Origin of the sequence: Nocardia pseudobrasiliensis NBRC 108224 (assembly GCF_001613105.1) — a bacterium.
GTDB classification, from domain to species: Bacteria; Actinomycetota; Actinomycetes; order Mycobacteriales; family Mycobacteriaceae; genus Nocardia; species Nocardia pseudobrasiliensis.
This window is the reverse complement of the sequence record NZ_BDBS01000065.1, coordinates 37,568-61,781: the sequence shown is the minus strand read 5'-3', so window position 1 is coordinate 61,781 and position 24,214 is coordinate 37,568. Positions and strand designations below refer to the sequence as shown.

25 protein-coding genes, 1 rRNA gene and 1 pseudogene are annotated in these 24,214 nt (G+C 67.8%); 22 read left to right on the top strand and 5 right to left on the bottom strand.

Going from position 1 to position 24,214, the window contains the following annotated elements; genetic code table 11:
* The first annotated feature begins 63 nt into the window (after positions 1-63).
* Positions 64-180, top strand: a 5S ribosomal RNA gene (gene rrf / locus NP4_RS36565).
* A 49-nt stretch (positions 181-229) separates the two neighbouring features.
* Here the strand turns inward: rrf and NP4_RS42020 are convergent.
* Positions 230-1,579 (bottom strand): hypothetical protein, encoded by a 1,350-nt coding sequence (locus tag NP4_RS42020; RefSeq protein WP_068008082.1) that lies wholly within the window; start codon positions 1,577-1,579, stop codon positions 230-232.
* A 60-nt stretch (positions 1,580-1,639) separates the two neighbouring features.
* Between NP4_RS42020 and NP4_RS40470 the strand changes: the two genes are divergently transcribed.
* The 3 genes and pseudogenes from NP4_RS40470 to NP4_RS36545 form a co-directional block, all read left to right on the top strand.
* Positions 1,640-2,548 (top strand): hypothetical protein, encoded by a 909-nt coding sequence (locus NP4_RS40470; RefSeq protein ID WP_174556216.1) that lies wholly within the window; start codon positions 1,640-1,642, stop codon positions 2,546-2,548.
* A 27-nt stretch (positions 2,549-2,575) separates the two neighbouring features.
* Entirely contained in the window at positions 2,576-3,469 is an 894-nt protein-coding gene (locus NP4_RS36550) for an HAD-IIA family hydrolase (protein WP_068008079.1), read from the top strand.
* Positions 3,470-3,788: 319 nt separating this feature from the next.
* Positions 3,789-4,334 (top strand): annotated as a pseudogene (locus tag NP4_RS36545) (Clp protease N-terminal domain-containing protein); the annotation flags it as partial.
* Between the two features lie 22 nt (positions 4,335-4,356).
* On the opposite strand, the gene NP4_RS36540 reads toward NP4_RS36545, so the two are convergent.
* Entirely contained in the window at positions 4,357-5,022 is a 666-nt protein-coding gene (locus NP4_RS36540; protein ID WP_147288130.1) for a YdcF family protein, read from the bottom strand.
* Positions 5,023-5,105: 83 nt separating this feature from the next.
* Between NP4_RS36540 and NP4_RS36535 the strand changes: the two genes are divergently transcribed.
* The 4 genes from NP4_RS36535 to recN are packed head-to-tail and all read left to right on the top strand — an operon-like array spanning position 5,106 to position 8,951.
* Complete coding sequence (locus NP4_RS36535) at positions 5,106-5,375, top strand: hypothetical protein (RefSeq protein WP_068008072.1); 270 nt, start codon at positions 5,106-5,108, stop codon at positions 5,373-5,375.
* A gap of 1 nt (position 5,376) precedes the next feature.
* The gene (locus tag NP4_RS36530; protein ID WP_068008069.1) at positions 5,377-6,189 is read left to right on the top strand and encodes a TlyA family RNA methyltransferase; all 813 of its coding nucleotides are present in this window, start codon (positions 5,377-5,379) and stop codon (positions 6,187-6,189) included.
* Between the two features lie 52 nt (positions 6,190-6,241).
* The gene (locus NP4_RS36525) at positions 6,242-7,192 is read left to right on the top strand and encodes an NAD kinase (protein ID WP_373863894.1); all 951 of its coding nucleotides are present in this window, start codon (positions 6,242-6,244) and stop codon (positions 7,190-7,192) included.
* Positions 7,170-8,951 carry a DNA repair protein RecN gene (recN, locus tag NP4_RS36520; RefSeq protein ID WP_068008066.1) on the top strand — a complete coding sequence of 594 codons (1,782 nt, stop codon included), beginning with the start codon at positions 7,170-7,172 and terminating at the stop codon, positions 8,949-8,951. The genes NP4_RS36525 and recN overlap by 23 nt, the downstream gene beginning before the upstream one ends.
* A gap of 3 nt (positions 8,952-8,954) precedes the next feature.
* Here recN and NP4_RS36515 read toward each other — a convergent pair whose 3' ends face one another.
* The gene (locus NP4_RS36515) at positions 8,955-9,377 is read right to left on the bottom strand and encodes an SRPBCC family protein (RefSeq protein ID WP_068008110.1); all 423 of its coding nucleotides are present in this window, start codon (positions 9,375-9,377) and stop codon (positions 8,955-8,957) included.
* A 148-nt stretch (positions 9,378-9,525) separates the two neighbouring features.
* Here NP4_RS36515 and steA point away from each other — a divergent pair, with 148 nt between their 5' ends.
* The 5 genes from steA to NP4_RS36490 all read left to right on the top strand — a co-directional run bounded on the left by steA (position 9,526) and on the right by NP4_RS36490 (position 14,854).
* On the top strand, positions 9,526-10,749 hold the full coding sequence (gene steA, locus NP4_RS36510) for a putative cytokinetic ring protein SteA (RefSeq protein ID WP_068008064.1): 1,224 nt from the start codon (positions 9,526-9,528) through the stop codon (positions 10,747-10,749).
* Positions 10,746-11,681 carry a copper transporter gene (locus NP4_RS36505; protein WP_068008061.1) on the top strand — a complete coding sequence of 312 codons (936 nt, stop codon included), beginning with the start codon at positions 10,746-10,748 and terminating at the stop codon, positions 11,679-11,681. The genes steA and NP4_RS36505 overlap by 4 nt, the downstream gene beginning before the upstream one ends.
* A gap of 41 nt (positions 11,682-11,722) precedes the next feature.
* Entirely contained in the window at positions 11,723-12,361 is a 639-nt protein-coding gene (locus NP4_RS36500; RefSeq protein ID WP_068008057.1) for a CatB-related O-acetyltransferase, read from the top strand.
* Between the two features lie 124 nt (positions 12,362-12,485).
* Positions 12,486-14,213, top strand: a complete 1,728-nt coding sequence (gene pyrG, locus NP4_RS36495) for a CTP synthase (RefSeq protein WP_068008054.1) — start codon at positions 12,486-12,488, stop codon at positions 14,211-14,213.
* Positions 14,210-14,854: an NUDIX domain-containing protein gene (locus NP4_RS36490; RefSeq protein WP_068008051.1), complete on the top strand. Its 645-nt coding sequence runs from the start codon at positions 14,210-14,212 to the stop codon at positions 14,852-14,854. Before pyrG ends, NP4_RS36490 begins: the two co-directional genes overlap by 4 nt.
* Before the next feature lie 59 nt (positions 14,855-14,913).
* On the opposite strand, the gene NP4_RS36485 is transcribed toward NP4_RS36490, so the two are convergent.
* Both NP4_RS36485 and NP4_RS36480 read right to left on the bottom strand, forming a co-directional pair.
* Positions 14,914-15,225 carry a hypothetical protein gene (locus tag NP4_RS36485; RefSeq protein ID WP_068008047.1) on the bottom strand — a complete coding sequence of 104 codons (312 nt, stop codon included), beginning with the start codon at positions 15,223-15,225 and terminating at the stop codon, positions 14,914-14,916.
* Positions 15,226-15,280: 55 nt separating this feature from the next.
* Complete coding sequence (locus NP4_RS36480) at positions 15,281-16,165, bottom strand: sigma-70 family RNA polymerase sigma factor (RefSeq protein WP_068008044.1); 885 nt, start codon at positions 16,163-16,165, stop codon at positions 15,281-15,283.
* A gap of 132 nt (positions 16,166-16,297) precedes the next feature.
* On the opposite strand from NP4_RS36480, the gene NP4_RS36475 reads away from it, so the two are divergent.
* From NP4_RS36475 to scpB, 9 genes are all read left to right on the top strand, one after another.
* Positions 16,298-17,470, top strand: coding sequence for a serine hydrolase domain-containing protein (locus NP4_RS36475; protein ID WP_068008039.1), 1,173 nt, complete (start codon positions 16,298-16,300; stop codon positions 17,468-17,470).
* A complete protein-coding gene (locus NP4_RS36470) occupies positions 17,467-17,856 on the top strand; it encodes a DoxX family protein (RefSeq protein WP_068008035.1) in 390 nt (129 codons plus the stop codon). Before NP4_RS36475 ends, NP4_RS36470 begins: the two co-directional genes overlap by 4 nt.
* 11 nt (positions 17,857-17,867) lie before the next feature.
* Positions 17,868-18,344: a carboxymuconolactone decarboxylase family protein gene (locus NP4_RS36465; RefSeq protein WP_211336002.1), complete on the top strand. Its 477-nt coding sequence runs from the start codon at positions 17,868-17,870 to the stop codon at positions 18,342-18,344.
* Entirely contained in the window at positions 18,341-19,111 is a 771-nt protein-coding gene (locus NP4_RS36460; protein ID WP_068008107.1) for a nucleotidyltransferase domain-containing protein, read from the top strand. Before NP4_RS36465 ends, NP4_RS36460 begins: the two co-directional genes overlap by 4 nt.
* A 24-nt stretch (positions 19,112-19,135) precedes the next feature.
* Positions 19,136-20,002, top strand: a complete 867-nt coding sequence (locus NP4_RS36455; RefSeq protein ID WP_068008028.1) for a sigma-70 family RNA polymerase sigma factor — start codon at positions 19,136-19,138, stop codon at positions 20,000-20,002.
* A gap of 23 nt (positions 20,003-20,025) precedes the next feature.
* Positions 20,026-20,970 carry a site-specific tyrosine recombinase XerD gene (gene xerD / locus NP4_RS36450; protein WP_114755946.1) on the top strand — a complete coding sequence of 315 codons (945 nt, stop codon included), beginning with the start codon at positions 20,026-20,028 and terminating at the stop codon, positions 20,968-20,970.
* 257 nt (positions 20,971-21,227) lie between these two features.
* A complete protein-coding gene (locus NP4_RS36445) occupies positions 21,228-22,196 on the top strand; it encodes a ParA family protein (protein ID WP_082876538.1) in 969 nt (322 codons plus the stop codon).
* Entirely contained in the window at positions 22,193-23,062 is an 870-nt protein-coding gene (locus NP4_RS36440; RefSeq protein WP_068008019.1) for a segregation and condensation protein A, read from the top strand. Before NP4_RS36445 ends, NP4_RS36440 begins: the two co-directional genes overlap by 4 nt.
* A 416-nt stretch (positions 23,063-23,478) precedes the next feature.
* The gene (gene scpB, locus NP4_RS36435) at positions 23,479-24,177 is read left to right on the top strand and encodes an SMC-Scp complex subunit ScpB (protein WP_068008104.1); all 699 of its coding nucleotides are present in this window, start codon (positions 23,479-23,481) and stop codon (positions 24,175-24,177) included.
* Positions 24,178-24,214: the final 37 nt, after the last annotated feature.

Below are 24,214 nucleotides of genomic sequence, written 5' to 3'. Positions count from 1 at the left end.
GCAGATACAGGAGACGGATCCCCTCGTCGGGGGTTTGGCTCTCTGTGGATAGTTTCATAGAGTTACGGCGGTTATAGCGGTGGGGAAACGCCCGGTCCCATTCCGAACCCGGAAGCTAAGCCTGCCAGCGCCGATGGTACTGCACTCGCCAGGGTGTGGGAGAGTAGGACACCGCCGGAACATACATTCCCGAAAAGGGGGCCCATATCTCGGGCCCCCTTTTCGACGTTCAGCAGCCTGTTGCCGCGCCTGGAACCCGGTGCCGTGGTGGACGGATCGTGCGCGCGTGATTGAATTCGAGTAGGCGGGCCCGAGGCCCGGCCTCGCGCGGACGCCGTCCAGTGGCCGGGCATGGAGGAGACAGTAGAAAGGGATCACCGTGTCGGAGCAGAACGACGGTCGGAAGCCGTTCCGCCGTAGCGGGTCCGGTCAGGGATCGGGCGGCTCCGGCAGGTCGGGTGGCGACCGAGGCAGTTCCGGCGGCGGCTTCCGTCGAGACGACAACCGCAACGATTCCGGTCGCGGTGACGATTCCCGCGGCTACAACCGCGGCGGCTCCCGGCGCGACAACCACCGCGATGATTTCGGCCGGGGCAATTCCCGCCGCGATGACGACCGCGGCGGCTCGGGCCGTGGCGGTTTCCGTCGCGACGACAACCGTGGCGGTTCCGGCGGTGGCGGTTTCCGCCGCGACGACAACCGTGGCGGTTCCGGCGGTGGCGGTTTCCGCCGCAATGACGACCGTGGTGGTTCCGGGGGCGGGTTCCGTCGTGATGACGGGCGCGGTGGCTCGAACCGTGGCGGCTTCCGGCGCGACGACCGTGACGATTCCGGTCGCGGTGGTTTCCGTCGTGATGACGAGCGTGGTTCGAACCGCGGTGGTTTCCGGCGCGACGACAATCGAAACGATTCCGGTCGTGGTGGTTTCCGTCGCGACGACGAGCGCGGCGGTTCGGATCGTGGTGGTTTCCGCCGTGACGAGAGCCGAAACGATTCCGGCCGTGGTGGTTTCCGTCGCAATGACGACCGTGGTGGTTCCGGCGGTGGCTTCCGTCGCAACGACGAGCGCGGTGGTTCGGATCGCGGTGGTTTCCGGCGCGACGATAATCGCGGTCGCGGTGGTTTCCCTCGTGATGACGAGCGTGGTTCGGACCGTGGTGGTTTCCGGCGCGATGAGAACCGGAACGATTCCGGCCGTGGCGGTTTCCGCCGTGAGGACAACCGTGGTGGTTTCCGGCGCGACGAGAACCGAAATGACTCCGGCCGTGGCGGTTTCGGCCGCAATGACGACCGCGGCGGCTTCCGGCGCGACGACCGTGGTGGTTCCGGCGGTGGCTTCCGGCGTAATGACGAGCGCGGCGACTCGGGTCGTGGCGGCTACCGTCGTGACGATGAGCGCGACGATAATCGCGGTCGCGGTGGTTTCCGGCGGGATGACGAGCGTGGTTCGAACCGCGGTGGCTTCCGGCGCGATGATGAGCGCCGTGGTCCCCGTCGCGATGACAACCGGAACGATTCCGGCCGGGTCGGTTTCCGTCGCGACGATGAGCGCGGCGATTCCAACCGCAGGGGTTTCCACCGCGAAGACGAGCGTTCGGACGCGGACCGCCGCGATGATGTGCGCGATGAGCGCGAAGACTTGGTTCCCGCCGACACCGATCAGCAGGCGGTTGACGAAGCCTCGACCCCCGCTCGCTCCGAAGTCGAGCCCTCGGGCGAATCCGCCGAGGGCCGTGCGGAATCCGATGACGCACAGGACACCACCGACGAGGATGACCGTCGCCCGGAACGCCGCCGCGGCGGCGAGGGCGCGTGGGCCTCGGGCGCGAAGGGCGGCGATCGGCGCGCGGGACGTCCCGACGAGCCCGAACTTCCCGAGGATGTCGAGGCGGGCGATCTCGATCCCGTCATCCGGCGCGATCTGCTCAGCCTGGACAAGAGCAATGCCGAGACCGTCGCCCGGCACCTGGTGATGGCCGCACGGCTCATCGATGAGGATCCGGAGCTGGCGCTCGAGCATGCCCGGGCCGCGCGGCAGCGTGCGGGTCGGATCGCGGTGGTTCGCGAAACCGCCGGTGTGACGGCCTATCACGCGGGCGAATGGGCCGAGGCGCTGTCGGAGCTGCGGACCGCGCGGCGGATGCAGGGCGGCACGGGCCTGCTGGCCGTGATGGCCGATTGCGAGCGCGGCCTCGGTCGGCCCGAGCGGGCGATCGAACTCGGTCGCAGCGACGAGGCCCGGCTGTTGCAGGGCGATGAGGCCACCGAACTGCGGATCGTGGTCGCGGGGGCGCGGATGGATCTGGGTCAGTACGACCAAGCCGTCGTCACGCTGCAGACCTCGGATCTGGATCCGGCGCGGACCGGTTCGGCGGCCGCCCGGCTGTTCTACGCCTACGCCGAGGCCCTGCTGGCCGCCGAGCGCTCCGATGAGGCCCTCAAGTGGTTCCTCAATGCCGCGGCCGCCGACCTCGAGGGTGAGACCGACGCCGAGGAACGGGCCGAGGAATTGGCCGACGCCGCGGGCGCCGACGACGATATCGAGTAGGACGCGACGCAGAAGCAGGTGGACTGAGTGGCACGGTTACGAGAGCGGTTCGGCGCGCTGCTGCTGGACCTGGACGGCACGCTGTATCGCGGCCCGGTCGCCATTCCGGGTGCGGCCGAGGCGCTTTCGGACAATCCGGCCGATCGGCGACTGATGTATGTCACCAACAACGCCAGCCGCTCGGCCGCGGCCGTCGCGGGTCATCTCGCGGAACTCGGTTTCGACGCCTCGGAGAACGACGTGGTCACCAGCGCGCAGGCCGCGGCCCATGTGCTGGCCGATCGTCTCGCCCCGGGCGCGACCGTCCTGATCGTCGGCACCGACGATCTGGCCACCGAGGTGGAACGGGTCGGGCTGCGCCCGATCCGTCGCTTCGACGAGACCGCACCCGACGCCGTCGTACAGGGCCATTCGCCGCAAACGGCCTGGCCCGATCTGGCCGAGGCCGCCTACGCGTTGCGGGCCGGAGCCCTGTGGGTCGCAGCCAATACCGATGCCACGCTGCCCAACGAGCGCGGCCTCGCCCCCGGCAACGGTTCGATCGTCGCGGCCCTGCGCACCGCGACCGATCTCGAGCCGATCGTCGCGGGCAAGCCGTACGCCCCGCTGCTCGAGGACGCCCTCGACCGCGCGGGCACGCGCGATGCCCTGGTGGTCGGCGACCGCCTCGACACCGATATCGACGGCGCTCACTGTGTGAATCTGCCGTCGCTACTGGTCCTCACCGGCGTCAGCACCCTGGCCGATCTGCGCAAGCAACCGGCCGACCGCCTCCCCACCTACATCTCCGATTCCCTGGACGCCCTCAATCACCCAGTGGCCGAAACCGATTCGCTCTCCGCGACCGACGACGATCTGGTCGACCGACTGGCCGAACTGCTGAACCAGCATCCCGGCCGGGCCATTCCGATCATCTCCTGAGGCGAATCTCCGCGACCGACGACGATCTGGCCGAGCTGCTGAACCAGCATCCCAGTCGGGCCATTCCGATCGTTTCCTGAGGCGAATCTCTCCGCGACCGACGACGATCGGGCCGAGCTGCTGAACCAGAACCCGGCCGGGCCATTCCGATCATCTCCTGAGGCGAAGGCCGCGCCCAATCACCGCTCGATATCTCGATCCGCGCTGTGACCCACGCTCGCGAGCCGGAACATCCCACAGCACAAGCGAATCCGATGGCTTTCGTTAAGACCCGCCGTGATCGGCCGCGGACCCGCGCCGACGGGACGACAATGGCGGCATGTTCGAGCGATTCACCGATCGTGCGCGCCGGGTGGTGGTGCTCGCACAGGAGCAGGCCCGGCAGATGAATCACAACTACATCGGCACGGAGCATATTCTGCTCGGTCTCATCGCCGAAGGGGAGGGGATCGCGGCGCAGGTGCTGCACGATCTCGAGATCGAGCTGACCGCGATGCGGGCGGATGTGGAGCAGATCATCGGGCGCGGGAAGCAGGAACCGGCGGGATACATCCCCTTCACGCCGCGAGCCAAGAAGGTACTCGAGATGTCGCATATGGAGGCCGTGCAGCTCGGGCACTCCTATATCGGCACCGAACATGTGCTGCTCGGGCTCGTGATCGAACACGAGGGCGTCGGGGCGCAGGTGCTGGAACGTCGGGGCGCGGCGCTCGAGGATCTGCGCGCGCGGATCCTCGCGCGGCTGGGACAGCGGCCGACCGTGTCGGATGAGGCGGCCGGACCGGCGCAGGCCGTCATCCATTCGCTCGAGGAGGAGAACCGGCTGCTCCGCAAGGAGATCGACCGCCTGCGCCGGATTCTGGCCTATCCGCCGCTGGACGGACAGCTCAGCGATCGGAGACTGCCCGGGGAATCAGGCCACGAATGACCCGCCCGGCATTGCGGCGGGCGATGGCGGCCAGCTCGTGGGTCGCGGTGGGAACCTTGAGCCACCACGCCTCCAGGAAGCGGTAATCCGCGGCAGGGGCCAGGCGTGCGGCCAGATCGGGGCGCTGTAGGCGCAGATAGCGCCGCGCACGGGCGGCGTGCATGGGATCGGAAGCGATGGCGATGCGGGTGGCGTGCTCGATCAGCGGAATGCTGAATTCGATGTTCTGCCAGGTACTTCCGGCCGCTGTCTCGATGCGGATGCGGTCTTTCGGCACGCCCAGCACGTCGCGGGCGTAGCGGGCCATCGCCTCGGCCTCGGGTTGATCGCGTTTGATCGCGCCGCCGGTGAAGACCATGACGCCGTCGCGGCGAGAATCCATGGAGCGCGCCGCGATTCGGCAGCGCCAGCGCTGCAGCGGATGCACTCCGCCATTGCGTTTGATCGGGAAGCCCAGCACCACAACGGCTTCCGCGCCGCCGTCCGGGGCGGGCTCGGCCTTGGGGAACACCCGGCGGGAGGCGCGCCAATGCAGCCATTCGGCCATCGTCACCACCGCGACCGCCGCCGCCGCCAACCGCATCAGTCCGGCTCGCCGCCCGGCCCGCACCCGATCACCTCGCACCCGCCATATTCTGCAGCCTCCTATCTCACACTTGTAGTCGGTACGTGTGTTCGAATGCCATCTCCGGTAGCGTTGTCGACACCATGACTACGCCGTTTCCTCGTCCGCACGCGCCCGGGCCGAACCTGGCAGCGCCGCTACCCGGTCAGCATCTGCCCGGGGCCAATCCGGTGGAGTTCGCCGATCCGGCGAAGGTGCGCGGCGAGGTCGACGCGCTGCTGTCGGAATTGACTGCGGGAGCTCGTAATTCGGATCCGGAGCAGGCCGGCGTGGATATCACCCGCCGCGCCCGCATCCTGGAACAGGCACACGAGGTGCTGGTCCAGGCCCTGGCGACGGTGGACAAGATCTGAGGTGGCCAGGCGGGCTCGAGTGGACGCCGAACTGGTTCGCCGCGGATTGGCGCGATCGCGAGAACACGCGGTCGAGCTGATCGGCGCGGGCCGCGTCCTGATCAACGGTACGGTCGCCTCGAAACCGGCGACCGCGGTGGAGGCGGGCACCCCGCTGCTGGTGCGGGAGGAACCCGACGAGGTGCAGTGGGCCTCGCGCGGCGCGCACAAACTGCTCGGCGCGCTCGAGGCGTTCGAACCGCAGGGGTTGCGCATCGCGGACAAGCGCTGCCTCGACGCGGGAGCCTCGACCGGTGGTTTCACCGATGTGTTGCTGGCGCGCGGCGCCCGCGAGGTGGTCGCTGTCGATGTCGGCTACGGCCAGCTGGTGTGGCGGTTGCAGAACGACGAGCGCGTGCGGGTCGTCGATCGCACCAATGTGCGCACCTTGACCCCGGAACAGACCGCGGGGCCGGTCGAGGTCGTCGTGGCCGATTTGTCGTTCATATCCCTGGGTTTGGTGCTTCCGGCGCTGGCACGATGCTGCGGGCCCGCAGCGGATCTGCTGCCGATGGTGAAACCGCAATTCGAGGTCGGTAAGGAACGAGTAGGCTCCGGCGGTGTGGTGCGGGATCCGGCTCTGCGCGCCGAGGCCGTACGCGAGGTCGCGGCCGCGGCGGCCGAACTCGGTCTGCACACCCACGGCGTGGTGGCCAGTCCGCTGCCCGGGCCCTCGGGCAATGTCGAATACTTTCTGTGGTTGCGCACCGGCGACGCGCCCGAGGTGGATGTCGCGGAGCTGGTGCGGCGTGCGGTTGAGGAGGGGCCTCAGTGAGGGAGCTTGCGACCGAACCATCGAATACAGCGCCTCGGCGAACGGCGAAGCCGTGAGACGGGAGATTCTGCTCGTCGCTCATCCCGGCCGTCCGGAGCTGACCGAGACGGCTCAGCGCGTGGCGAAGATCTTCGCCGACGCCGGAATCGGTTTGCGGCTGCTCGAGGACGAGGCCTACAGCACCAAACTCGACTGTGAGGAATCCAGCGAGCCCGACGGTTATCCGGTGCAGGTGGTCGAGCACGGGCCCGATGCCGCGGTCGGCTGCGAGATGGTGCTGGCCCTCGGCGGCGACGGCACCTTCCTGCGGGCGGCCGAGATGGCGCGGCCCGCCCGGGTGCCGGTGCTGGGAATCAATCTGGGCCGCATCGGATTTCTCACCGAGGCCGAGGCCGAACATCTCGACGACGCGCTCGCCCAGGTGGTGCGCGGCGATTACCGCCTCGAGCAGCGGATGACGATAGATGTCAGTATCCGGGTCGATGATGTGGTCGTGGAGCGCGGATGGGCCCTCAACGAGGCCAGTATCGAAAACGCCGCCCGGATGGGCGTATTGGAGGTGGTCATGGAGGTCGACGGCCGCCCGGTGTCGCAATTCGGTTGTGACGGGGTGCTGGTCGCGACTCCGACCGGTTCCACCGCCTATGCGTTCTCGGCGGGTGGTCCGGTGGTGTGGCCCGAACTCGAGGCGCTGCTGGTGATTCCGAGCAATGCCCACGCGTTGTTCGCGCGGCCACTGGTGACCAGCCCCGATTCGCTGATCGCGGTGGAAACCGTTGCCATAGGCCACGATGCGATAGTTTTCCTGGACGGTCGCCGAACCCTCGCCCTGCCCAAGGGCGCGCGGTTCGAGGCGGTCCGGGGGTCGGAACCGGTGCGGTGGGTGCGGTTGGATTCCGCGCCGTTCGCCGACCGGATGGTGCGCAAGTTCCAGTTGCCCGTGACAGGCTGGCGGGGCCGCCGTCGAACGGAGAGCACGAGTGCTGACAGAGATCAGGATTGATGGGCTGGGCGTTATTTCCACCGCCACAGCGCAATTCCACGAGGGGCTGACGTGTCTGACCGGTGAGACCGGGGCCGGTAAGACCATGGTGGTGACGAGCCTGCATCTGCTCGGCGGCGCCCGGGCCGATGCGGGCCGGGTGCGGCGCGGGGCGGCGCGCGCGGTGGTCGAGGGCCGCTTCACCCTCGACGAGGTGCATGACAATGCCCGCGACGAGGTCGAGAAGGTGTTGGAATCCTCGGGCGCGCAACGCGATGACGACGGCAGCGTGATCGCCGTGCGCACCGTGTCCAGCGACGGCCGTTCGCGGGCGCATCTGGGCGGGCGCAGCGTGCCCGCGGCCGTGCTCGGTGATTTCACCGCGCCGCTGCTGACCGTGCACGGCCAGAACGATCAGCTGCGGCTGCAACGGCCCGACCAGCAGCTGCGGGCGTTGGATCAGTTCGCGGGCGATGCCATCGCCGGACTGCTGCGCAAATATCAACTGGCCCGGCGCACCTGGCTGCAGGCCCGCAACGAACTGCTCGAACGCACCGCGCGCAGCCGGGAATTGGCGCTCGAGGCCGATCGGCTCAAGCATTCGCTGACCGAGATCGACGCCATCACACCGCAACCCGGTGAGGACGATCGCATCGTCGCCGAGGTGCGCCGACTGTCGGATCTGGATTCGCTGCGCGAGGCCGCGACCGCGGCGCACGACGCCCTGGCCGGTCCGGCCGACGCGCCCGGGGAGGGTTCGGGAGCACTGGATCTGCTCGGTACCGCGCGCGCCCGGCTGGATGCGGCCGACGACGCGGCATTGCGTGAGTTGGCGCCGCGGCTGGGCGATGCCATTTCGGTGGTCGTGGATCTGACGACCGAACTGAGCGGCTACCTGTCGGATCTGCCGTCGGATCCGAGCGCGTTGGATTCGCTGCTGAACCGTCAGGCCGAGTTGAAGACGCTGACGCGGAAGTACGCCCCCGATATCGACGGTGTGCTGGCCTGGGCCGAGGACGCGCGCAGTCGGCTCGATTCGCTCGATGTCTCCGAGGAGGCGCTGGCCGCGCTTGCCAAGGAGGTCGAGGCCACCGCCGAGCAGGTGCGTGAGACCGCCAAGAAGCTGACCGCCGCGCGCACCAAGGCCGCCAAGAAGTTGGCCGCCGCGGTCAGCACCGAACTCGGCGGATTGGCCATGGGCCGCGCCAAACTCGAGGTTGATGTGCGCCCGGTGCCCGCGAGCGCCCAGGACTCGGCGCCGATCACCATGGGCGGCAAGGAATTACACGCGGGCTCGGCCGGGGTCGACGAGGTGGAGTTCCGGCTGGCGGCCCATTCCGGCGCGCAGTCGCTGCCGCTGAGCAAGAGCGCCTCCGGCGGTGAGCTCTCGCGGGTGATGTTGGCGCTCGAGGTCGTGCTGTCCAGTTCCGAACACGGTACGACCATGGTCTTCGACGAGGTCGACGCCGGTGTGGGCGGTCGCGCCGCGGTGGAGATCGGTCGTCGTCTGGCTCGTTTGGCTCGCACCCATCAGGTCATCGTGGTGACCCACCTGCCGCAGGTCGCGGCCTTCGCCGATACCCATCTGGTGGTCGACAAGGTGGATGACGGCAAGGGTGTCAACAGCGGCGTGCACGCCCTGTCCAATGACGAACGAGTCAAGGAATTGGCCCGCATGCTGGCCGGCCTCGACGATACCGAGACCGGCCGCGCCCATGCGGAGGAGCTGCTCGAAACCGCTCGTTCCGAAAAGGATGCCGCGACACCCGCGGCATCCTGAGCGCTACTGCTGGGTGGCCTTGCGGGCCGCGCTGAGGAACGGGCTGATCAGACCCTTGAGGATCAATTCGGTCGCGCGGGCGGGAATCGGGATCTTCGGGTAGGACTCCATCGTGTAGGAGACCAGCGTGCCGCCGGGCGCGTCGGCGAAGGTGACGGTGCCGATATGGCTTTTCACCGGGACGCCCTTGACGATCTTGTACTGGAAGCGCTCATTGGGCTCGAGCAGGATGGTTTCCTCGGTGACGCCGACACCCCCGAGGCCGACCACGTACTGGGCGCCGAGGCCGCTGGGCTCGCCGGCGCCGGGCTTCTTCAACGTGATGTTGAGCGGCAGGTAGGCATTGAGGCCGTCCCGCTCGGTAAACAGCTTGTACACCAGCTCACGGGGTGCGGGGATGACGGCGTCGACGGTCGTGCGGGCCATACGAATCTCCTTCGGATCTGTGAGCTGGAGCATAGCGGTTGGGTCTCACAGCCGTTACCGCGAGTCACTGGCATCACAGTGACGAATGTGCTGACCGGGCGGCGCGCCTCCACCACAGGTTGAGGGTTGCGGATCATTATCTGACCTCATGAAGGTGCTGGCGCTGTTGTCGAGGAATACCGAGACGCTGCCCGGTCTGGCGGGGATGGCCCGGGCGGACCGCAACACGCGTCGTCTGCTCCAGCGGGTGGGACCGGGGGATATCGTCGTGCTCGACGAGATGGACCTGGATCGGCTCACCGCTGATCGGCTCGTCGAGGCGGGTGTGGCGGCGGTGCTCAACGCCTCGCCGTCGATGTCGGGCCGCTATCCGAATCTGGGTCCGGAGGTGCTGGTCGCCAATGGCATTCTGCTGTTCGACGCTGCCGCGGACGTTTTCGGCCGGATCAAGGACGGCAGCAAGGTGCGCATCGATGGCGGTGTGGTCTATGCCGACCGGCTCACCAAAAAGGAGCCCGAGGCGCTGGTCTCGGAGCTGACCGAGCTGACCGAGCCGATCATCGCCGAGCGGATGATCGAGGCCCGCACGGGACTCGCCGATCATCTGGAGGCGTTCGCGGGCAATACGATCGAATTCTTCCGCACCGAAAGTGCGCTGCTCATCGACGGTTTGGGCGTGCCGGAGCTGGATCTGTCCATGCGTAACCGGCATGTGGTCGTGGTGGCCGACGGGCCCGATCACGACACCGATCTCAAGGCGCTCAAACCCTTCGTCAAGGAGTACGCGCCGATTCTGATCGGGGTGGGCCGCGGCGCGGATACCCTGCGGCGCAGCGGATATCGGCCCGATCTGATCGTCGGGGATCCCGAGGAGATCACCGCCTCGACCCTCAAATGCGGCGCCGAGGTGATCCTGCCCGCCGATACCGACGGCCATGCCAAGGGCCTCGAGCGCATCCAGGATCTCGGCATCGGCGCGACCACCTTCCCGTCCTCGGGCTCGGCGGCGGATCTGGCGCTGCTGCTGGCCGATCATCACGGCGCGTCACTGATCGTGACCTGCGGCGCGGCCGCGTCCCTGGACGACTTCTTCGATCGCGGCCGGCGCGAGTCCACGCCCGCCACCTTCCTGACCAGACTCAAGACCGGGGCCAAGCTCATGGACGCCAAAGCCGTTGCGACGCTGTATCAGCACCGCACCTCCGGCTGGGCGGCCGCGCTGATCGTGCTCGCCGCGCTGGTCGCGTTGATCGTGGCGGTGATGGCCTCGCATATGGGCAGCGAGGTGCTCGACTGGGCCGTGTCCAGCTGGCATCACGCGCGGGGGACCGTGCACGACCTATTACACGGTGCGCGCGAGGGGGTTCGGTGATCTGGTTACGACGACGCGCGGTTCCGATCGCGTCGGTGATTCTCGCACTGTCGTGCGGACTGCTGCTCGGCTCGCACGTACTGGACCGCGACGCGCATGCCATGCCCTGGTCCAAGGGCGGGGATCGGCAGCGCGCCGAGACGCTGAGCCATCAGAACGGCCGTCTCGCAGACGAATTGAATGCCGCCAACGGCTTCATCGCCCGCTCCGCGGGCAAAATTCTCACCGGCGCCCTCAACGGCCGCAGCGTTCTGATCTTCACCACCCCCGACGCCGACAGCGGTGATGTCGACGCGGTCGGCAAGGCGCTGACGACCGCCGGTGCGGCGGTGACCGGAAAGATCGCGCTCACCGACGCTTTCATCGATTCCGGTCAGGGCGATCGGCTGCGGACCGTGGCCGCCAATATGATTCCCGCCGGGGCGCAGCTGCAGACCGGCGCGGTCGATCAGGGCAGTCTGGTGGGCGATCTGCTGGGGTTGGCGTTTCTGGTCGACCCGGGCAACGGTCAGCAGCGCGCGACACCGCAGGAGCGCACGCTGATCCTGGATACGCTGCGCGGCGGGGGATTCGTGAATTGCGGCGAGGTGCAGCCCGCGCAGCTGGCGGTCGTGGTGACCGGCAGCGGCGCGAAGGCGGATCTGAACAATCGCGGGTCGATCATCGGCCGCTTCGCGGGCGGTCTGCGCGGGCGCGGCGCGGGTGTGGTGCTGGCTGGGCGGGCGGGGGCGGCCGACGGCGCGGGGCCGATCGCGGTGGTGCGCGCGGACAGCCGCCTGGCCGATACGGTCACCACCGTCGACAATATCGATCGCGAAATCGGCCGCATCACAACGGCGCTCGGGCTGAGCGAACAGCTGGGCGGCGGCGCGGGCCGCTACGGCACCGGGCCCAAGGCGAATTCGCTCACCGTGGTCGCGCTGCCGCGGTAATTGGTTTGGCGAGTTCGCACGCGTGCTGACAGCATGATCGAATGCCCGTACTTCCCGATCCGACGACCCTGCATCCGATGGCCGGTCAGCCGCGCGTGGTGTTGCTCAAACCGCTGATCACCTCGCCGCTGATCGAGGTCGGGGAGTTCAGCTACTACGACGATCCCCACGATCCGACCGCGTTCCAGACCGCCAATGTGCTCTATCACTACGGGCCGGAGAAGCTGGTCATCGGTAGGTTCTGCGCGCTGGCCGAGGGCGTGCGGTTCATCATGAACGGCGCCAACCATCGCATGGACGGGCCGTCGACCTATCCGTTCCCGATCATGGGCGGTGCGTGGTCGGAGCATGTCGACCTGGTCAGTGAATTGCCCAATTCGGGCGATACGGTCCTCGGCAACGATGTGTGGCTGGGCAACGGGGTCACGGTGATGCCGGGGGTGCGCATCGGCCACGGCGCGATCGTGGCGACCGGATCGGTCGTGGTCGGCGATGTGCCCGATTACGCCATCGTGGGCGGTAATCCGGCTCGGGTCATCCGCCTTCGCTTCGAACCGGAGCAGATCGCGCGGTTGCTCGAGATCGCGTGGTGGGATTGGCCGATCGAGCGCGTCACCGCGCATATACGCACGATCATGGCCGGGACGGTCGAGGAACTCGCGGCGGCTGCTGCGGAGTAACCAGCGACGGATGGTGCGCCGGACACCGAATGGGACTGATGTGACGAAACCGTTCCCGGCCAGCGCGCGGCCACGCCGCGCGGCATTCGTTCCGCAACCGTTTTCCGTGTTACTGTGAAGTCCCGTGGGTCAATCACGGATTCCGGCGCGCTCGGCCACCAAGCACATCTTCGTCTCCGGCGGTGTCGCCTCCTCATTGGGTAAGGGTCTTACCGCCTCCAGCCTCGGCCAATTGCTGACCGCGCGCGGTTTGCGCGTGACGATGCAGAAGCTCGATCCGTATCTGAACGTAGATCCCGGCACCATGAACCCCTTCCAGCACGGAGAGGTGTTCGTGACCGAGGACGGCGCCGAGACCGATCTCGACGTCGGCCACTACGAGCGGTTCCTGGATCGGGAGCTGACGCGGGACGCGAATGTGACCACCGGACAGGTCTATTCGACCGTGATCGCCAAGGAGCGGCGCGGCGAATATCTCGGTGACACGGTGCAGGTCATCCCGCACATCACCGACGAGATCAAGAACCGCGTCCTGGCGATGCAGGGGCCCGACGCCTACGGGCACGCCCCCGATGTGGTGATCACCGAAATCGGCGGCACCGTCGGCGATATCGAGTCCCAGCCGTTCCTGGAGGCGGCGCGGCAGATTCGCCACGAGGTGGGCCGGGAGAACGTGTTCTTCCTGCATGTCACCCTCGTGCCGTATCTGGCGCCCTCCGGCGAGCTCAAGACCAAGCCCACCCAGCACTCGGTCGCCGCGCTGCGCAATATCGGCATCCAGCCCGACGCGCTGATCCTGCGCTGCGACCGCGAGGTGCCGCAGCCGCTGAAGAACAAGATCGCGCTCATGTGCGACGTCGACGTCGACGCCTGCATCTCGACCCCCGACGCACCCTCGATCTACGACATCCCGCGTGTGCTGCATCGCGAGGGCCTGGACGCCTATGTGGTGCGCAAGCTGGGCCTGCCGTTCCGCGACGTGGATTGGACGGTGTGGGGTGACCTGCTCGATCGGGTGCACAACCCGCGCGAGGAGGTCACCGTCGCACTGGTCGGCAAGTACGTCGATCTGCCCGATGCCTATCTGTCGGTCACCGAGGCGCTGCGCGCGGGCGGATTCGCCGCGCGGGCCAAGGTGAACATCCGCTGGGTGCAGTCGGACGAATGTGAGACTCCCGCGGGCGCGCAGCGGCATCTGCACGATGTGGACGCGGTGCTGATTCCGGGTGGTTTCGGGATTCGCGGTATCGAGGGCAAGGTCGGCGCGATCCGCTACGCGCGCACCCGCGGCATTCCGCTGCTGGGGCTGTGCCTGGGTCTGCAGTGCGTGGTGATCGAGGCGGCCCGCTCGGTCGGCCTCGACGATGCCAACTCCGCCGAATTCGAGCCCGACACCAAACATCCGGTGATCTCCACGATGGCCGATCAGCAGCAGGTGGTGGCCGGTGAGGCCGATTTAGGTGGCACCATGCGACTGGGCGCGTATCCGGCCGTGCTGACCAAGGGTTCGGTCGTCGCGCAGACCTATGGCGTCACCGAGGTTTCCGAGCGGCACCGCCATCGCTACGAGGTCAACAATGCCTACCGCGACCGGATCGCCAAGAGCGGCCTGAAGTTCAGCGGCACCTCGCCCGACGGGCATCTGGTCGAATTCGTCGAGCTGCCCGCCGACAAGCATCCGTATTTCGTTGCCACTCAAGCGCATCCGGAGCTGAAGAGTCGTCCGACCCGCCCGCATCCGCTGTTCGCCGGACTGGTCTCCGCAGCGCTGAAGTACAAGGCGGCCGAGCGGCTCCCGGTCGAGATTCCCGGTGAGGTCGAGGTCGCCGAGGGGGAGCGGGTCCCGCAGTGAGCTCCGAGAACGGCCCCGGCACACACGATTTCGAGACGGTGTCCAGCCGCACGGTGTATTCCGGCGCGATCCTCGCGCTGCGGCTGGACCAGGTCCGGATGCCCGGTGGCAAAGTCGCCGAGCGTGAGGTGATCGAGCATCACGGCGCGGTGGCCGTGGCCGCGGTCGACGAGGACGGGCAACTGGTCCTGATCAACCAGTATCGCCACCCCATCGGCCGCCGCCTGCTCGAACTGCCCGCGGGCCTGCTCGACAAACAGGGCGAGGACCCGCTCACCGCCGCGAAGCGGGAACTGGCCGAGGAGACCGGCCTGGCCGCCCGCGAATGGTCGGTCCTGGTCGACGTCGCCCTGTCCCCCGGTTTCACCGACGAGGCCCTCCGCATCTACTTCGCCACCGACCTCTACGAAACCGACCGCCCCACCCCCGAATTGGAAGAGGCCGACCTCTCGATAATCCGCATGCCGGTCGACAAGGCCGTTCGCGCGGCACTGGCGGGGGAGATCGTCAACGCCACGGCAGTCGCGGGAGTCCTGGCCCTGTCCACGGCCCGCGGCAACGGCATAGCCCTACGTCCGGCGGACGCGCCGTGGCCGGGGATGCCTACGGCGTTCTTGGATCGCAAGGCGGCGCAGCAGTAGGCGAGTCCCTGTCTTCCGGCCCTGGGGGCGGAAGACAGGGGAATGGGGACACTGGGTAGTCAGTGGTCGTCGTCCGCGGGTGGTCCTAGTTCCGCGTCCAGGCGTGCGGGCCAGTCCTCGCTGGCGAGGTCGGCGTCGACCAGCACGTCGCGCCAGTCGCGCTTGGCGAGGTTCACCGCCCGGCGGAATTCGGTCGCGCTGCCGTTCGCGAGCAGGACGATGGCGGCCTTGACCCGCTCCGATTCGAAATAATCCCTGCTGTGGGTCGTCTCCGCGGCCATGCGATCCAGTGCGGCGAGGATTTCCGCGGCCGAGCCGGGCTGGGGAAAGTCTCGCAGAATTCGCCGTTGCAGGCGCGCGGTGTGTGGCATGAGTCGCTCCGAGGGATCGAAATCGTTTCTGCACTATAGGGTTTCCGACCGGTGGTCAGCCGAGGATCGCCGATAGGTCCAGGTGGGACAGGCGGTCTTGGCCGGAGAGGATTTCGATGGCCGTGATGTGACTGCCCGTGATGGTGAAGCTCATGATGGAGAACGGGTCGCCGTTGACCGTATTGACCAGTCCCGCTTGCCCGTTGACGACGGCGGGGTGGGTGGTGCAGAGGGTGGCCATGCGGTGGAAGGTTTCGGCTTGGGCGGCTACGGCGGGCGCGCCGCGTAGGACCTGGAGGCCGGTGGGGGTGGCGTCCACGCGCAGGACGACGTCGGGGTCGAGTAGACGTAGGAGGTCTTCGAAGTTGCCGTTGCGCGCCGCGGCCAGGAAGGCGTCGACCATGCGGCGGCGATGGGACAGGCTGACGGTGGGGTCGGGTGGCGCGCCCTGGACTCGGCGGCGGGCCTGGCTGGCCAATTTCTTGGCGGTCTGCGGGGTGCGGTCCACGATGGGCGCGATCTGCTCGTAGGGCAGGGCGAACATGTCGTGCAGTACGAAGGCGATCCGCTCGGCGGGGCGGAGCGATTCGAGCACCACCAGCAGCGCCAAGCCGACCGAATCCGCCAGTAGCGCTTCCTGTTCCGGATCGGGAGCGGTTTCGCTGGTGACGATCGGATCGGGCAGGCGATCGATCTCGAGCGGCTCCTCGGGACGACTCTTGCGCGCCCGCAACATATCCAGGCACACCCGCCCGACAACCGTGGTCAACCAGCCGCCGAGATTACCGATCTCGGAGGCGTCGGCGCGCGCGAGACGCAGCCACGCGTCCTGTACCGCGTCATCGGCGTCGGCCACCGAACCGAGCATCCGATAGGCGACCGACCGCAGATGCGCGCGGTGCTCCTCGAATCTATCGGCCAGGAACTTCTCGTCGTGCACGAATCCTCCTCGATCACTGTCTCTCAGTGATGACGATCCCGCCGCCGCGAATGTGACCTCCCCACCCGCGGTCACGTTTGCGCTCCGCCGTACGTCAGTGCACCGAAGACGATTTACGAAAGGAGCCGAACGTTGAGCGATATCGAAGTACACGGAACGGTCGCGGCCGGATTCGAGGGGGTGCGAGCCGAATTCGCGGCGGTCGTGGCCGAGGAGGACGGTGAATCCGGCGCTCAGTTGGCGGCCTATGTGCGCGGTCGGCAGGTCGTCGATCTGTGGTCCGGCGCGCAGGTCACCGCCACGACGCTGACCGGCCTGCACTCCTCCGGCAAGGGCGCGGCCGGTTTGGTGATCGCATTGCTCATCCAGGACGGCGTCCTCGACGTCGACCTGCCGGTGGCCCACTACTGGCCCGAGTTCGCCGCGGCGGGCAAGGATCGAATCACCGTGCGCGACGTCTTGGTGCACCGATCGGGCGTCATCGGCGCGGACGGCGGATTCACCGTCGCCGAGCTGGCCGATGAACAGCTCGTCGCCGAACGGCTGGTGGAGCAGCGCCCCTTCTTCGCACCGCGCAGCGCGCACGGTTACTGCGCGTTCGTGATGTACGCGATTCTCGGCCGGGTGGTGCGCGCGATCACCGGCAGTACCGTGCAACAGTTGTTCGAGCAGCGCATCCGAGCCCCGTACGAGCTGGACGTGTACCTGGGTCTGCCGGAGGAGCTCGAGGACCGCTTTCTGCCGATCCTGCCGTGGCGTGCGACACCGGAGGTCGCGGCCGCCTTCGCCGCCAATTCGCCCAATCCCTATGGCATTGCGGGCATCTCCTACAACCTCAACGCCCAGGGTTTCACCCCGGCGGATGCGATGGCACTGCCCAACGACGCGCGTCTGCGCCGCCTCGGACAGGCCTCGGCCGGCGCCGTCGGCAATGCGCGCGGGCTGGCGGCGATGTACGCGGCGGCGACCGGCGGTCTCGGCGGGCGACCACCGCTGCTGTCGCTGGACACCATCGCGATCATCTCCGAAATCCATTCCGGCGGTACGGATCTGGTGCGTGGCGAACGGGCCCCGTATGCGCTCGGATTCGAGGCCAAGGGCCTGATCCATCCATTCCTCGGCGTGCACGCCTTCGGCCACACCGGCTCCGCGGGCTCCGACGGATTCGCCGATCCGCACAGCGGTCTGAGTTACGGCTACACCCGTCGCCGCGCCGCGTTCGCATTCAACGCCCCGGAGAACGCGCGGCTCGCCGCGGCCCTGCACCGCGCCGCCGCCACGGCGGGATTCGAGCGTGCGGCATGAGGGGCAAACACCTGATCGGACTCGCCCGGTGGGTGCCGGTGACCGCGCTGCTGGCGGAAACCGCGGTCGGCTCCTACTGGGATCTAGCCCGAATCTCCTATGTGCGCAAGGTATTCGACCACCTCGGATATCCGATGTACTTCGCGACGATCCTGGGCGCCGCCAAGGCCGCCGCACTGGCCGCGATTCTCACCCCGGGCCACCCCCGCACGAAGGAATGGGCCTACGCCGGACTGTTCTTCATCTACGGCGGCGCGGCGGCATCGCATATCGCGGCCGGTGACGGTCCCGACAAATGGGCCACGCCGACCGTGTTCGCCGCCTGCACCTTCGCCGTTCGCTCCTGGCTGCCGCAGAACGCGGCCGCCCTCGCATCCCACAAATGAAAGGCACTCCCATGCGCTCTCGTCTGCAAGATCCCGGCCAGCTGGTCCCCGAACTCGCCGCGGTCGGCCCGGCGCTGTTCCAGGTCACCGGTAACGGTTCGGTGCCCAGATCCACGATCAGCCTCATCCAGCTGCGCGCGGGCCAGATCGTCGGCAGCACCTACCTCACCGCCCTGCACGCCGGAAATCTGCGCAAGGCAGGCGAATCCGAGGACCGGATCAACGCGGTGGCGACCTGGCAGGACGCGCCGAACTTCTCCGACGCCGAACGCGCCGCCCTTGCCCTGGTCGACGCGGTCCTGCGGCCCGCCGCACACGGCGAGCGAGTGCCCGACGACCTCTATGCCCGGGTGGCCGAACACTACAGTGAAACCGCCATCGCCACCCTCGCGATGGCGATCGGCCAGGTGAACTTCTTCGTCCCCCTGGCCCTGATCGGCAAACCGATTCCGGGTATGCCGCCGCAGCAACAATGGAGCAGCCGATGACCGACGAATTCGCCGACCGGGTAGCCGAGCGCTTGGCGACGCTGCCCGGTGTGCGCGCTGTCGCCCTCGGCGGCTCGCGCGCCACCGGCGCTCACTCCCCGGACAGCGATTGGGATTTCGCGCTCTACTATCGCGGCGAATTCGATCCCGCCGATCTGCGCGCGCTCGGTTGGCCCGGCGAGGTCGGCGAGATCGGTGGCTGGGGTGGCGGCGTATTCAACGGCGGCGCGTGGCTCGAGATCGATGGTCGCCCGGTCGACGTGCACTACCGCGATCTCGAGGTCGTCGAATACGAGACGGCCGAGGCCGAACAGGGCCGATTCCGGTGGGAGCCGTTGCTGTTCCATCTCGCGGGCATACCGAGCTATCTGCTGGTCGCCGAGCTGGCACTCGCACGGACCCTGTTCGGCGACCTGCCTCGCCCGGCGTATCCGCAGGCTCTCCGCATCGCCGCGCCGAGGTTCTGGCGCGACCGCGCGAATCTGACCCTGCGTTACGCGCGGAACGCCTATCCCGCACGGGGCGCGGTCACCGAGCTCGCCGGTGCGCTGGCGACAGCGGCGACGCAGACGGCCCATGCGGTGCTGGCCGCGCGCGGCGAGTGGGTCACCAATGAGAAGCGCCTGCTCGAACGGGCCGAGCTGCGGGGCGTCGACGCGATCATCACCGGGCTGAGACCCGACCCGGCCGCGTTGACCGCCGCGCTCGATCGGGCGACGGAATTGTTCGACGACCCTGTCACATTCGAGTCGCCGCACCGGTCGTGACAGACGAGGGCAGAGGAGATCGCGATGAGCGACGGCGGGCACGACCTCGATCTGGTGGCACGGCAATTCGAGCGACAGCGTGCCCGCCTGCAGGTCCTGGCCCAGCGCATCCTGGGTTCGCGCGCCGAGGCCGAGGACGCGGTTCAGGAGGCGTGGCTGCGGCTGAGCCGCTCCGAGACCGAGGAGATCGATAATCTCGCCGGTTGGCTGACCACGGTCGTCTCGCGGGTCTGCCTGACCATGTTGCACTCGCGCGCCCAGCGGGGTGAGGACGGTCTCGGCGAATTCGACGCTCCCGAGGCCGGTCTCGATCCCGAACAGCAGGTCGTGCTGGATGATTCGATCGGCGCGGCGCTGGTGGTGGTGCTCGATACGCTGGCGCCCTCCGAACGTCTGGCGTTCGTCCTGCACGATCTGTTCGCGGTGCCCTTCGACGAGATCGCCACCGTGCTGGGCAAAACCCCGGCCGCCGCCCGTCAACTCGCCAGCCGCGCCCGCCGCCGGATGCGCACGGTCGGTGAGGTGCGCGCCGATCGGGATCGGCAGCGGGTGGTGGTCGAGGCGTTCCTGTCCGCGTCCCGCGGTGGGGATTTCGCGGCCCTGCTGCGACTGCTCGATCCCGAGGTGGTGTTGCGCGCCGACGCGGTGGCCGTGGCCAGCGGCGCGGTCTCGGGGGCGCGCGGGGCGCGGGCGGTCGCGGAAGTCTTTGCCGGACGGGCGAAGCGGGCGCTGCCGGCGTTGATCGACGGCCTGGCCGGTGCGATCTGGGCGGTGGACGAGGTTCCGCGCGTGGTTTTCGAATTCACCGTGCGCGACGAGCGCATCATCGGAATCGAGTTGCTCGCCGATCCCGATGTGCTCGGTGAGCTTCGACTCGAACTCATTGCGTAGCCGCGGCGCGTGGGGCTGCCATGATGAATGCCGTGGATGCCCAAGTACCGCGTCAGATCGCGGCCTATCTCGACCATTTGACGGTCGAGCGGGGTGTCGCGCGAAATACGTCGAGCGCGTATCGCCGCGATCTCGGGCGGTATCAGGAGTTTCTGGCGCAGCGGGGGATCGCGGGGCTGGACGCGGTGCGCGAAAGCGATATCGCCGATTTCGTGGTGGCGCTGCGGACCGGGGGCGGTGGATATCCGGCGCTGGCGGCCAGTTCGGCGGCGCGGGCGCTGGTCGCGGTGCGGGGGCTGCATCGGTTCGCGACGACCGAGGGCATTACCGCGGGTGATGTCGCGCATCCGGTGAAACCGCCCACTCCGGCCAGGCGGCTGCCGAAAGCCCTTCCATATGAACAGATTTCGAAGCTGCTCGAGGCCGCCGGCGGTACCGGGGAAGCCGACGGCGGTCCGCGCGGGCTGCGCGATCGCGCGCTGCTGGAACTGCTGTATTCCACGGGCGCGCGGATATCCGAAGTCGTCGGACTCGATATCGACGATATCGATACCGGCGAACGCGCGGTCGTCCTGCACGGCAAGGGTGGTAAACAACGGATGGTCCCGATCGGCCGCCCCGCGCTGGCGGCCGTCGAGGGCTATCTGGTCCGCGGTCGGCCCGCGCTGGCGCTGCACGGCAAGGGAAATGCGGCGCTGTTTCTCAATCATCGCGGCGGTCGGCTCTCGCGTCAGAGCGCGTGGCAGGTCCTGCAGGACGCCGCCGAGCGCGCGGGAATCGGTGCGGCCGTATCCCCGCACACTTTGCGCCATTCCTTCGCCACCCATTTGCTCGCCGGTGGCGCCGATGTCCGAGTCGTTCAGGAATTGCTCGGACACGCCTCGGTCACCACGACGCAGATCTACACTCTCGTCACCATCACTACCCTGCACGAGGTCTGGGCCACGGCCCATCCCCGGGCGCGGTAGGCCACGACGCGCCGGAGACGTTGTCCTTCCCTCTGTTTCGATACTCCGCCGGTATGCTGGCCCACGTTTTGCGCACAGATCGGTGCCACGGCGCACTGATGCCATGCTCACAAAGCGTGTCCGAGCGTAGGTCTTGCGCTCCGAAGCGGTAGCGTCTATGGGGGTCCTGATGTCACCGTTACGGGGACGTCGGGTGGGAGCTGCCTCGCTGCGCTCGGCGGGGCAATTGGGCGCAGAACACTGAAGGAGCAGCGGATATGACGACAGCCGGTGCGGCCGAGCCGCCGAGGAGTGCTGCGGCAGAACCGCTTTCGGGAAGGTCGGCCCCCCGCATCGAGCAGGCGGCCCAGACACTGTGGGAGGCGAAGGACATCGTGGCGGACGGCGCGGAAATCGGACCGACCGGTCGCCCGTTGCGTGATATTCCCGAACCGCCTCCGGTGTCGCATCAGGACGAAGCCCTGATCATCGCCATGTGTAATCAGAAGGGGGGCGTCGGAAAGACCACCTCCACCATCAATCTCGGCGCGGCGCTGGCCGAATACGGCCGCCGCGTCCTGCTGGTCGATCTCGATCCGCAGGGCGCGCTGTCGGCGGGCCTCGGTGTCGCCCATCACGATCTCGATCTGACCGTGCACAATCTGCTCGTCGGCGGCAAGGCCGCGGCCAAGGATGTGCTCATGCGCACCAAGGTCGACGGCATGGATCTATTGCCCAGCAATATCGACCTATCCGCGGCCGAGATCCAGCTGGTCAACGAGGTAGGGCGCGAGCAGACGCTCGGACGCGCGCTGGCCTCGCTGCGCGATCAGTACGACTACATCCTCATCGACTGCCAGCCGTCGCTGGGTCTGCTCACCGTCAACGCGCTGGCCTGCGCCGACGGTGTCGTCATTCCGATGGAATGCGAATACTTCTCGCTGCGCGGACTGGCCCTGCTCACCGATACCGTGGAGAAGGTGCGGGACCGGTTGAATCAGCGGTTGAGCCTGTACGGCATCGTGGTCACCATGTTCGATGCGCGGTTACTGCATTCGCGGCAGGTGATGGCCCGGGTCGTGGAGGTCTTCGGCGATCTGGTCTACGACACGGTGATCGCCCGCACGGTTCGCTTCCCCGACGCGAGCGTGGCCGGTGAGCCCATCACCACCTGGGCGCCCAAATCCGGTGGCGCCGAGGCGTATCGCGCGATGGCACGGGAAGTCATCCACCGGTCGGGCCGGTGAACGACGCGACAACCACCGCCGCGCCGGACAATTCGGACAGAACGAACAAGTTTCATCTGCGGCTGGCCAATTTCGAGGGCCCGTTCGATCTGCTCCTGCAGCTGATCAGCCAGCGTCGGCTCGATGTGACCGAGGTGGCGTTGCACCAGGTCACCGACGAGTTCATCGCCTATGTCAAGGTGTTGACGGCGAGCCTGGACGAGGACAAGACGCTGCGCGCGGACAAGATTCTCGATCAGACCACCGAATTCCTCGTGATCGCGGCGACTTTGCTGGATTTGAAGGCCGCGCGGTTGCTGCCGTCGGGTGAGGTAGCCGACGAGGAGGATCTGGCGCTGCTGGAGGCGCGCGATCTGTTGTTCGCGCGGCTGCTGCAGTATCGGGCGTTCAAGCAGGTGGCCGAATTGCTCGGCGAACTCGAACAGGCGGCGCTGCGGCGCTATCCGCGTGCGGTGTCGCTGGAGGACCGGTTTCTCGACCTGCTGCCGGAGGTTACGCTGGGAGTTGACGCCGTCGGCTTCTCCGAGATCGCCGCGGCGGCGTTCCGACCGCGTCCGACGCCGAAGGTGGGACTGGATCATCTGCACAACCACGCCATCTCGGTGGCCGAACAGGCCGCGTTCGTTTTGGAGATGCTGAAAAGTCGCGGAGCCGGTGGCTGGACCACCTTCCGGGAGATATGCGCCGATTGCGAGACGCCGGTCCAGATCGTCGCCCGCTTCCTGGCGCTGCTGGAACTGTATCGAGGCAAGACGATCGAGTTCGACCAACCCGATCCGCTGGGCCCATTGGCGGTCAGCTGGATCGGCGAGGCCGATGGTGAAAAGCCGACGGAGACAGTGACTATCGAAGAGGACTACGGGTGATGACGGCAGCGGACACCGATCTGGACGAGGCTGTGGCAGCGGAGCCGGAGCGGGCGGACGAGGCCGAACTCGCCGATGAGACGAGCCTGGCCGAGGAGACGGGGCCGGGCGAGGAGCCGGACCGCGCGGCGTCCGAGGCTGATGTCGCTGTCGGGCAGGCTGATATCGCTGAGGGCCAGGCCGATCTTGCTGAGAGCCAGGTCGATATTGCTGAGAGCCAGGCCGGTATTGCTGTGGGGCAGGCCGGTATTGCTGTGGGGCAGACCGGTATCGCTGAGGAGCAGGTCGCTGTCGCTGGTGGGCAGGCCGATATCGCTGGGGAGCAGACCAGTATTGCTGGCGAGCAGGCCGATGCTGCTGGCAACGAGGCCAATACCGTTGGCGAGCAGACCGTGATCGCTGGGGAGCGGGCCGACATTGCCGACGCAGAGGGCGACCTTGCCGACAACGAAGGTGAGCTTGCCGAGGGCGAGGAGGCCGAGGTTTCGGAGCGGCTCGACGAGCCGGAGTTCCGTGCGGCCCTCGAGGCGATGCTCTTGATCGTCGACGCGCCCGCGACGGTCGAGCAGTTGGCGACGGCCCTCGACGACACCGAGCCACGGGTGGAACAGGCGCTGCGGGAGATGTCGGCGGAGCTGTCGGCGCGGGGGAGTGGCATAGATCTCAGATACGTCGGTGACGGGTGGCGTTTCTACACTCGGACCGAGTACGCGCCCTATGTCGAGCGCATGCTGCTGGACGGTTCGCGGTCGAAATTGACCCGGGCCGCTTTGGAAACTTTGGCGGTCATCGCCTATCGTCAACCGGTTACGCGAGCACGGGTGAGCGCCGTGCGCGGGGTGAACGTCGACGGCGTCATCCGCACCCTGGTGGCACGCGGCCTGATCGCCGAGTCCGGGACAGATCCCGAGACCAACGGCACGCAGTACGTCACCACCGAACTGTTCCTGGAACGGATCGGGCTCGCGTCACTGGCGGATCTGCCGCCGCTGGCGCCCTTGCTTCCGGGCGTCGACCTGATCGATGAGATCAACGAGAGCCTGGATACCGATCCCCGGTACACCAGGCTGAAGAAACCCGCCGAGTCGGAGATCGATCTCGGTACCGAGGATTGACAGGATCACGTGAATACACCCGCTCGCCGAGATGGCA

Bases quoted from the DNA above. Each gene is read 5' to 3' on its own strand.
- NP4_RS36535 (WP_068008072.1), top strand. From the start codon at position 5,106: ATGACTACGCCGTTTCCTCGTCCGCACGCGCCCGGGCCGAACCTGGCA.
- NP4_RS36515 (WP_068008110.1), bottom strand. From the start codon at position 9,377: ATGGCCCGCACGACCGTCGACGCCGTCATCCCCGCACCCCGTGAGCTG.
- steA (WP_068008064.1), top strand. From the start codon at position 9,526: ATGAAGGTGCTGGCGCTGTTGTCGAGGAATACCGAGACGCTGCCCGGT.
- NP4_RS36500 (WP_068008057.1), top strand. From the start codon at position 11,723: ATGCCCGTACTTCCCGATCCGACGACCCTGCATCCGATGGCCGGTCAG.
- NP4_RS36485 (WP_068008047.1), bottom strand. From the start codon at position 15,225: ATGCCACACACCGCGCGCCTGCAACGGCGAATTCTGCGAGACTTTCCC.
- NP4_RS36470 (WP_068008035.1), top strand. From the start codon at position 17,467: ATGAGGGGCAAACACCTGATCGGACTCGCCCGGTGGGTGCCGGTGACC.
- NP4_RS36465 (WP_211336002.1), top strand. From the start codon at position 17,868: ATGCGCTCTCGTCTGCAAGATCCCGGCCAGCTGGTCCCCGAACTCGCC.
- NP4_RS36460 (WP_068008107.1), top strand. From the start codon at position 18,341: ATGACCGACGAATTCGCCGACCGGGTAGCCGAGCGCTTGGCGACGCTG.
- NP4_RS36455 (WP_068008028.1), top strand. From the start codon at position 19,136: ATGAGCGACGGCGGGCACGACCTCGATCTGGTGGCACGGCAATTCGAG.
- xerD (WP_114755946.1), top strand. From the start codon at position 20,026: ATGAATGCCGTGGATGCCCAAGTACCGCGTCAGATCGCGGCCTATCTC.
- NP4_RS36445 (WP_082876538.1), top strand. From the start codon at position 21,228: ATGACGACAGCCGGTGCGGCCGAGCCGCCGAGGAGTGCTGCGGCAGAA.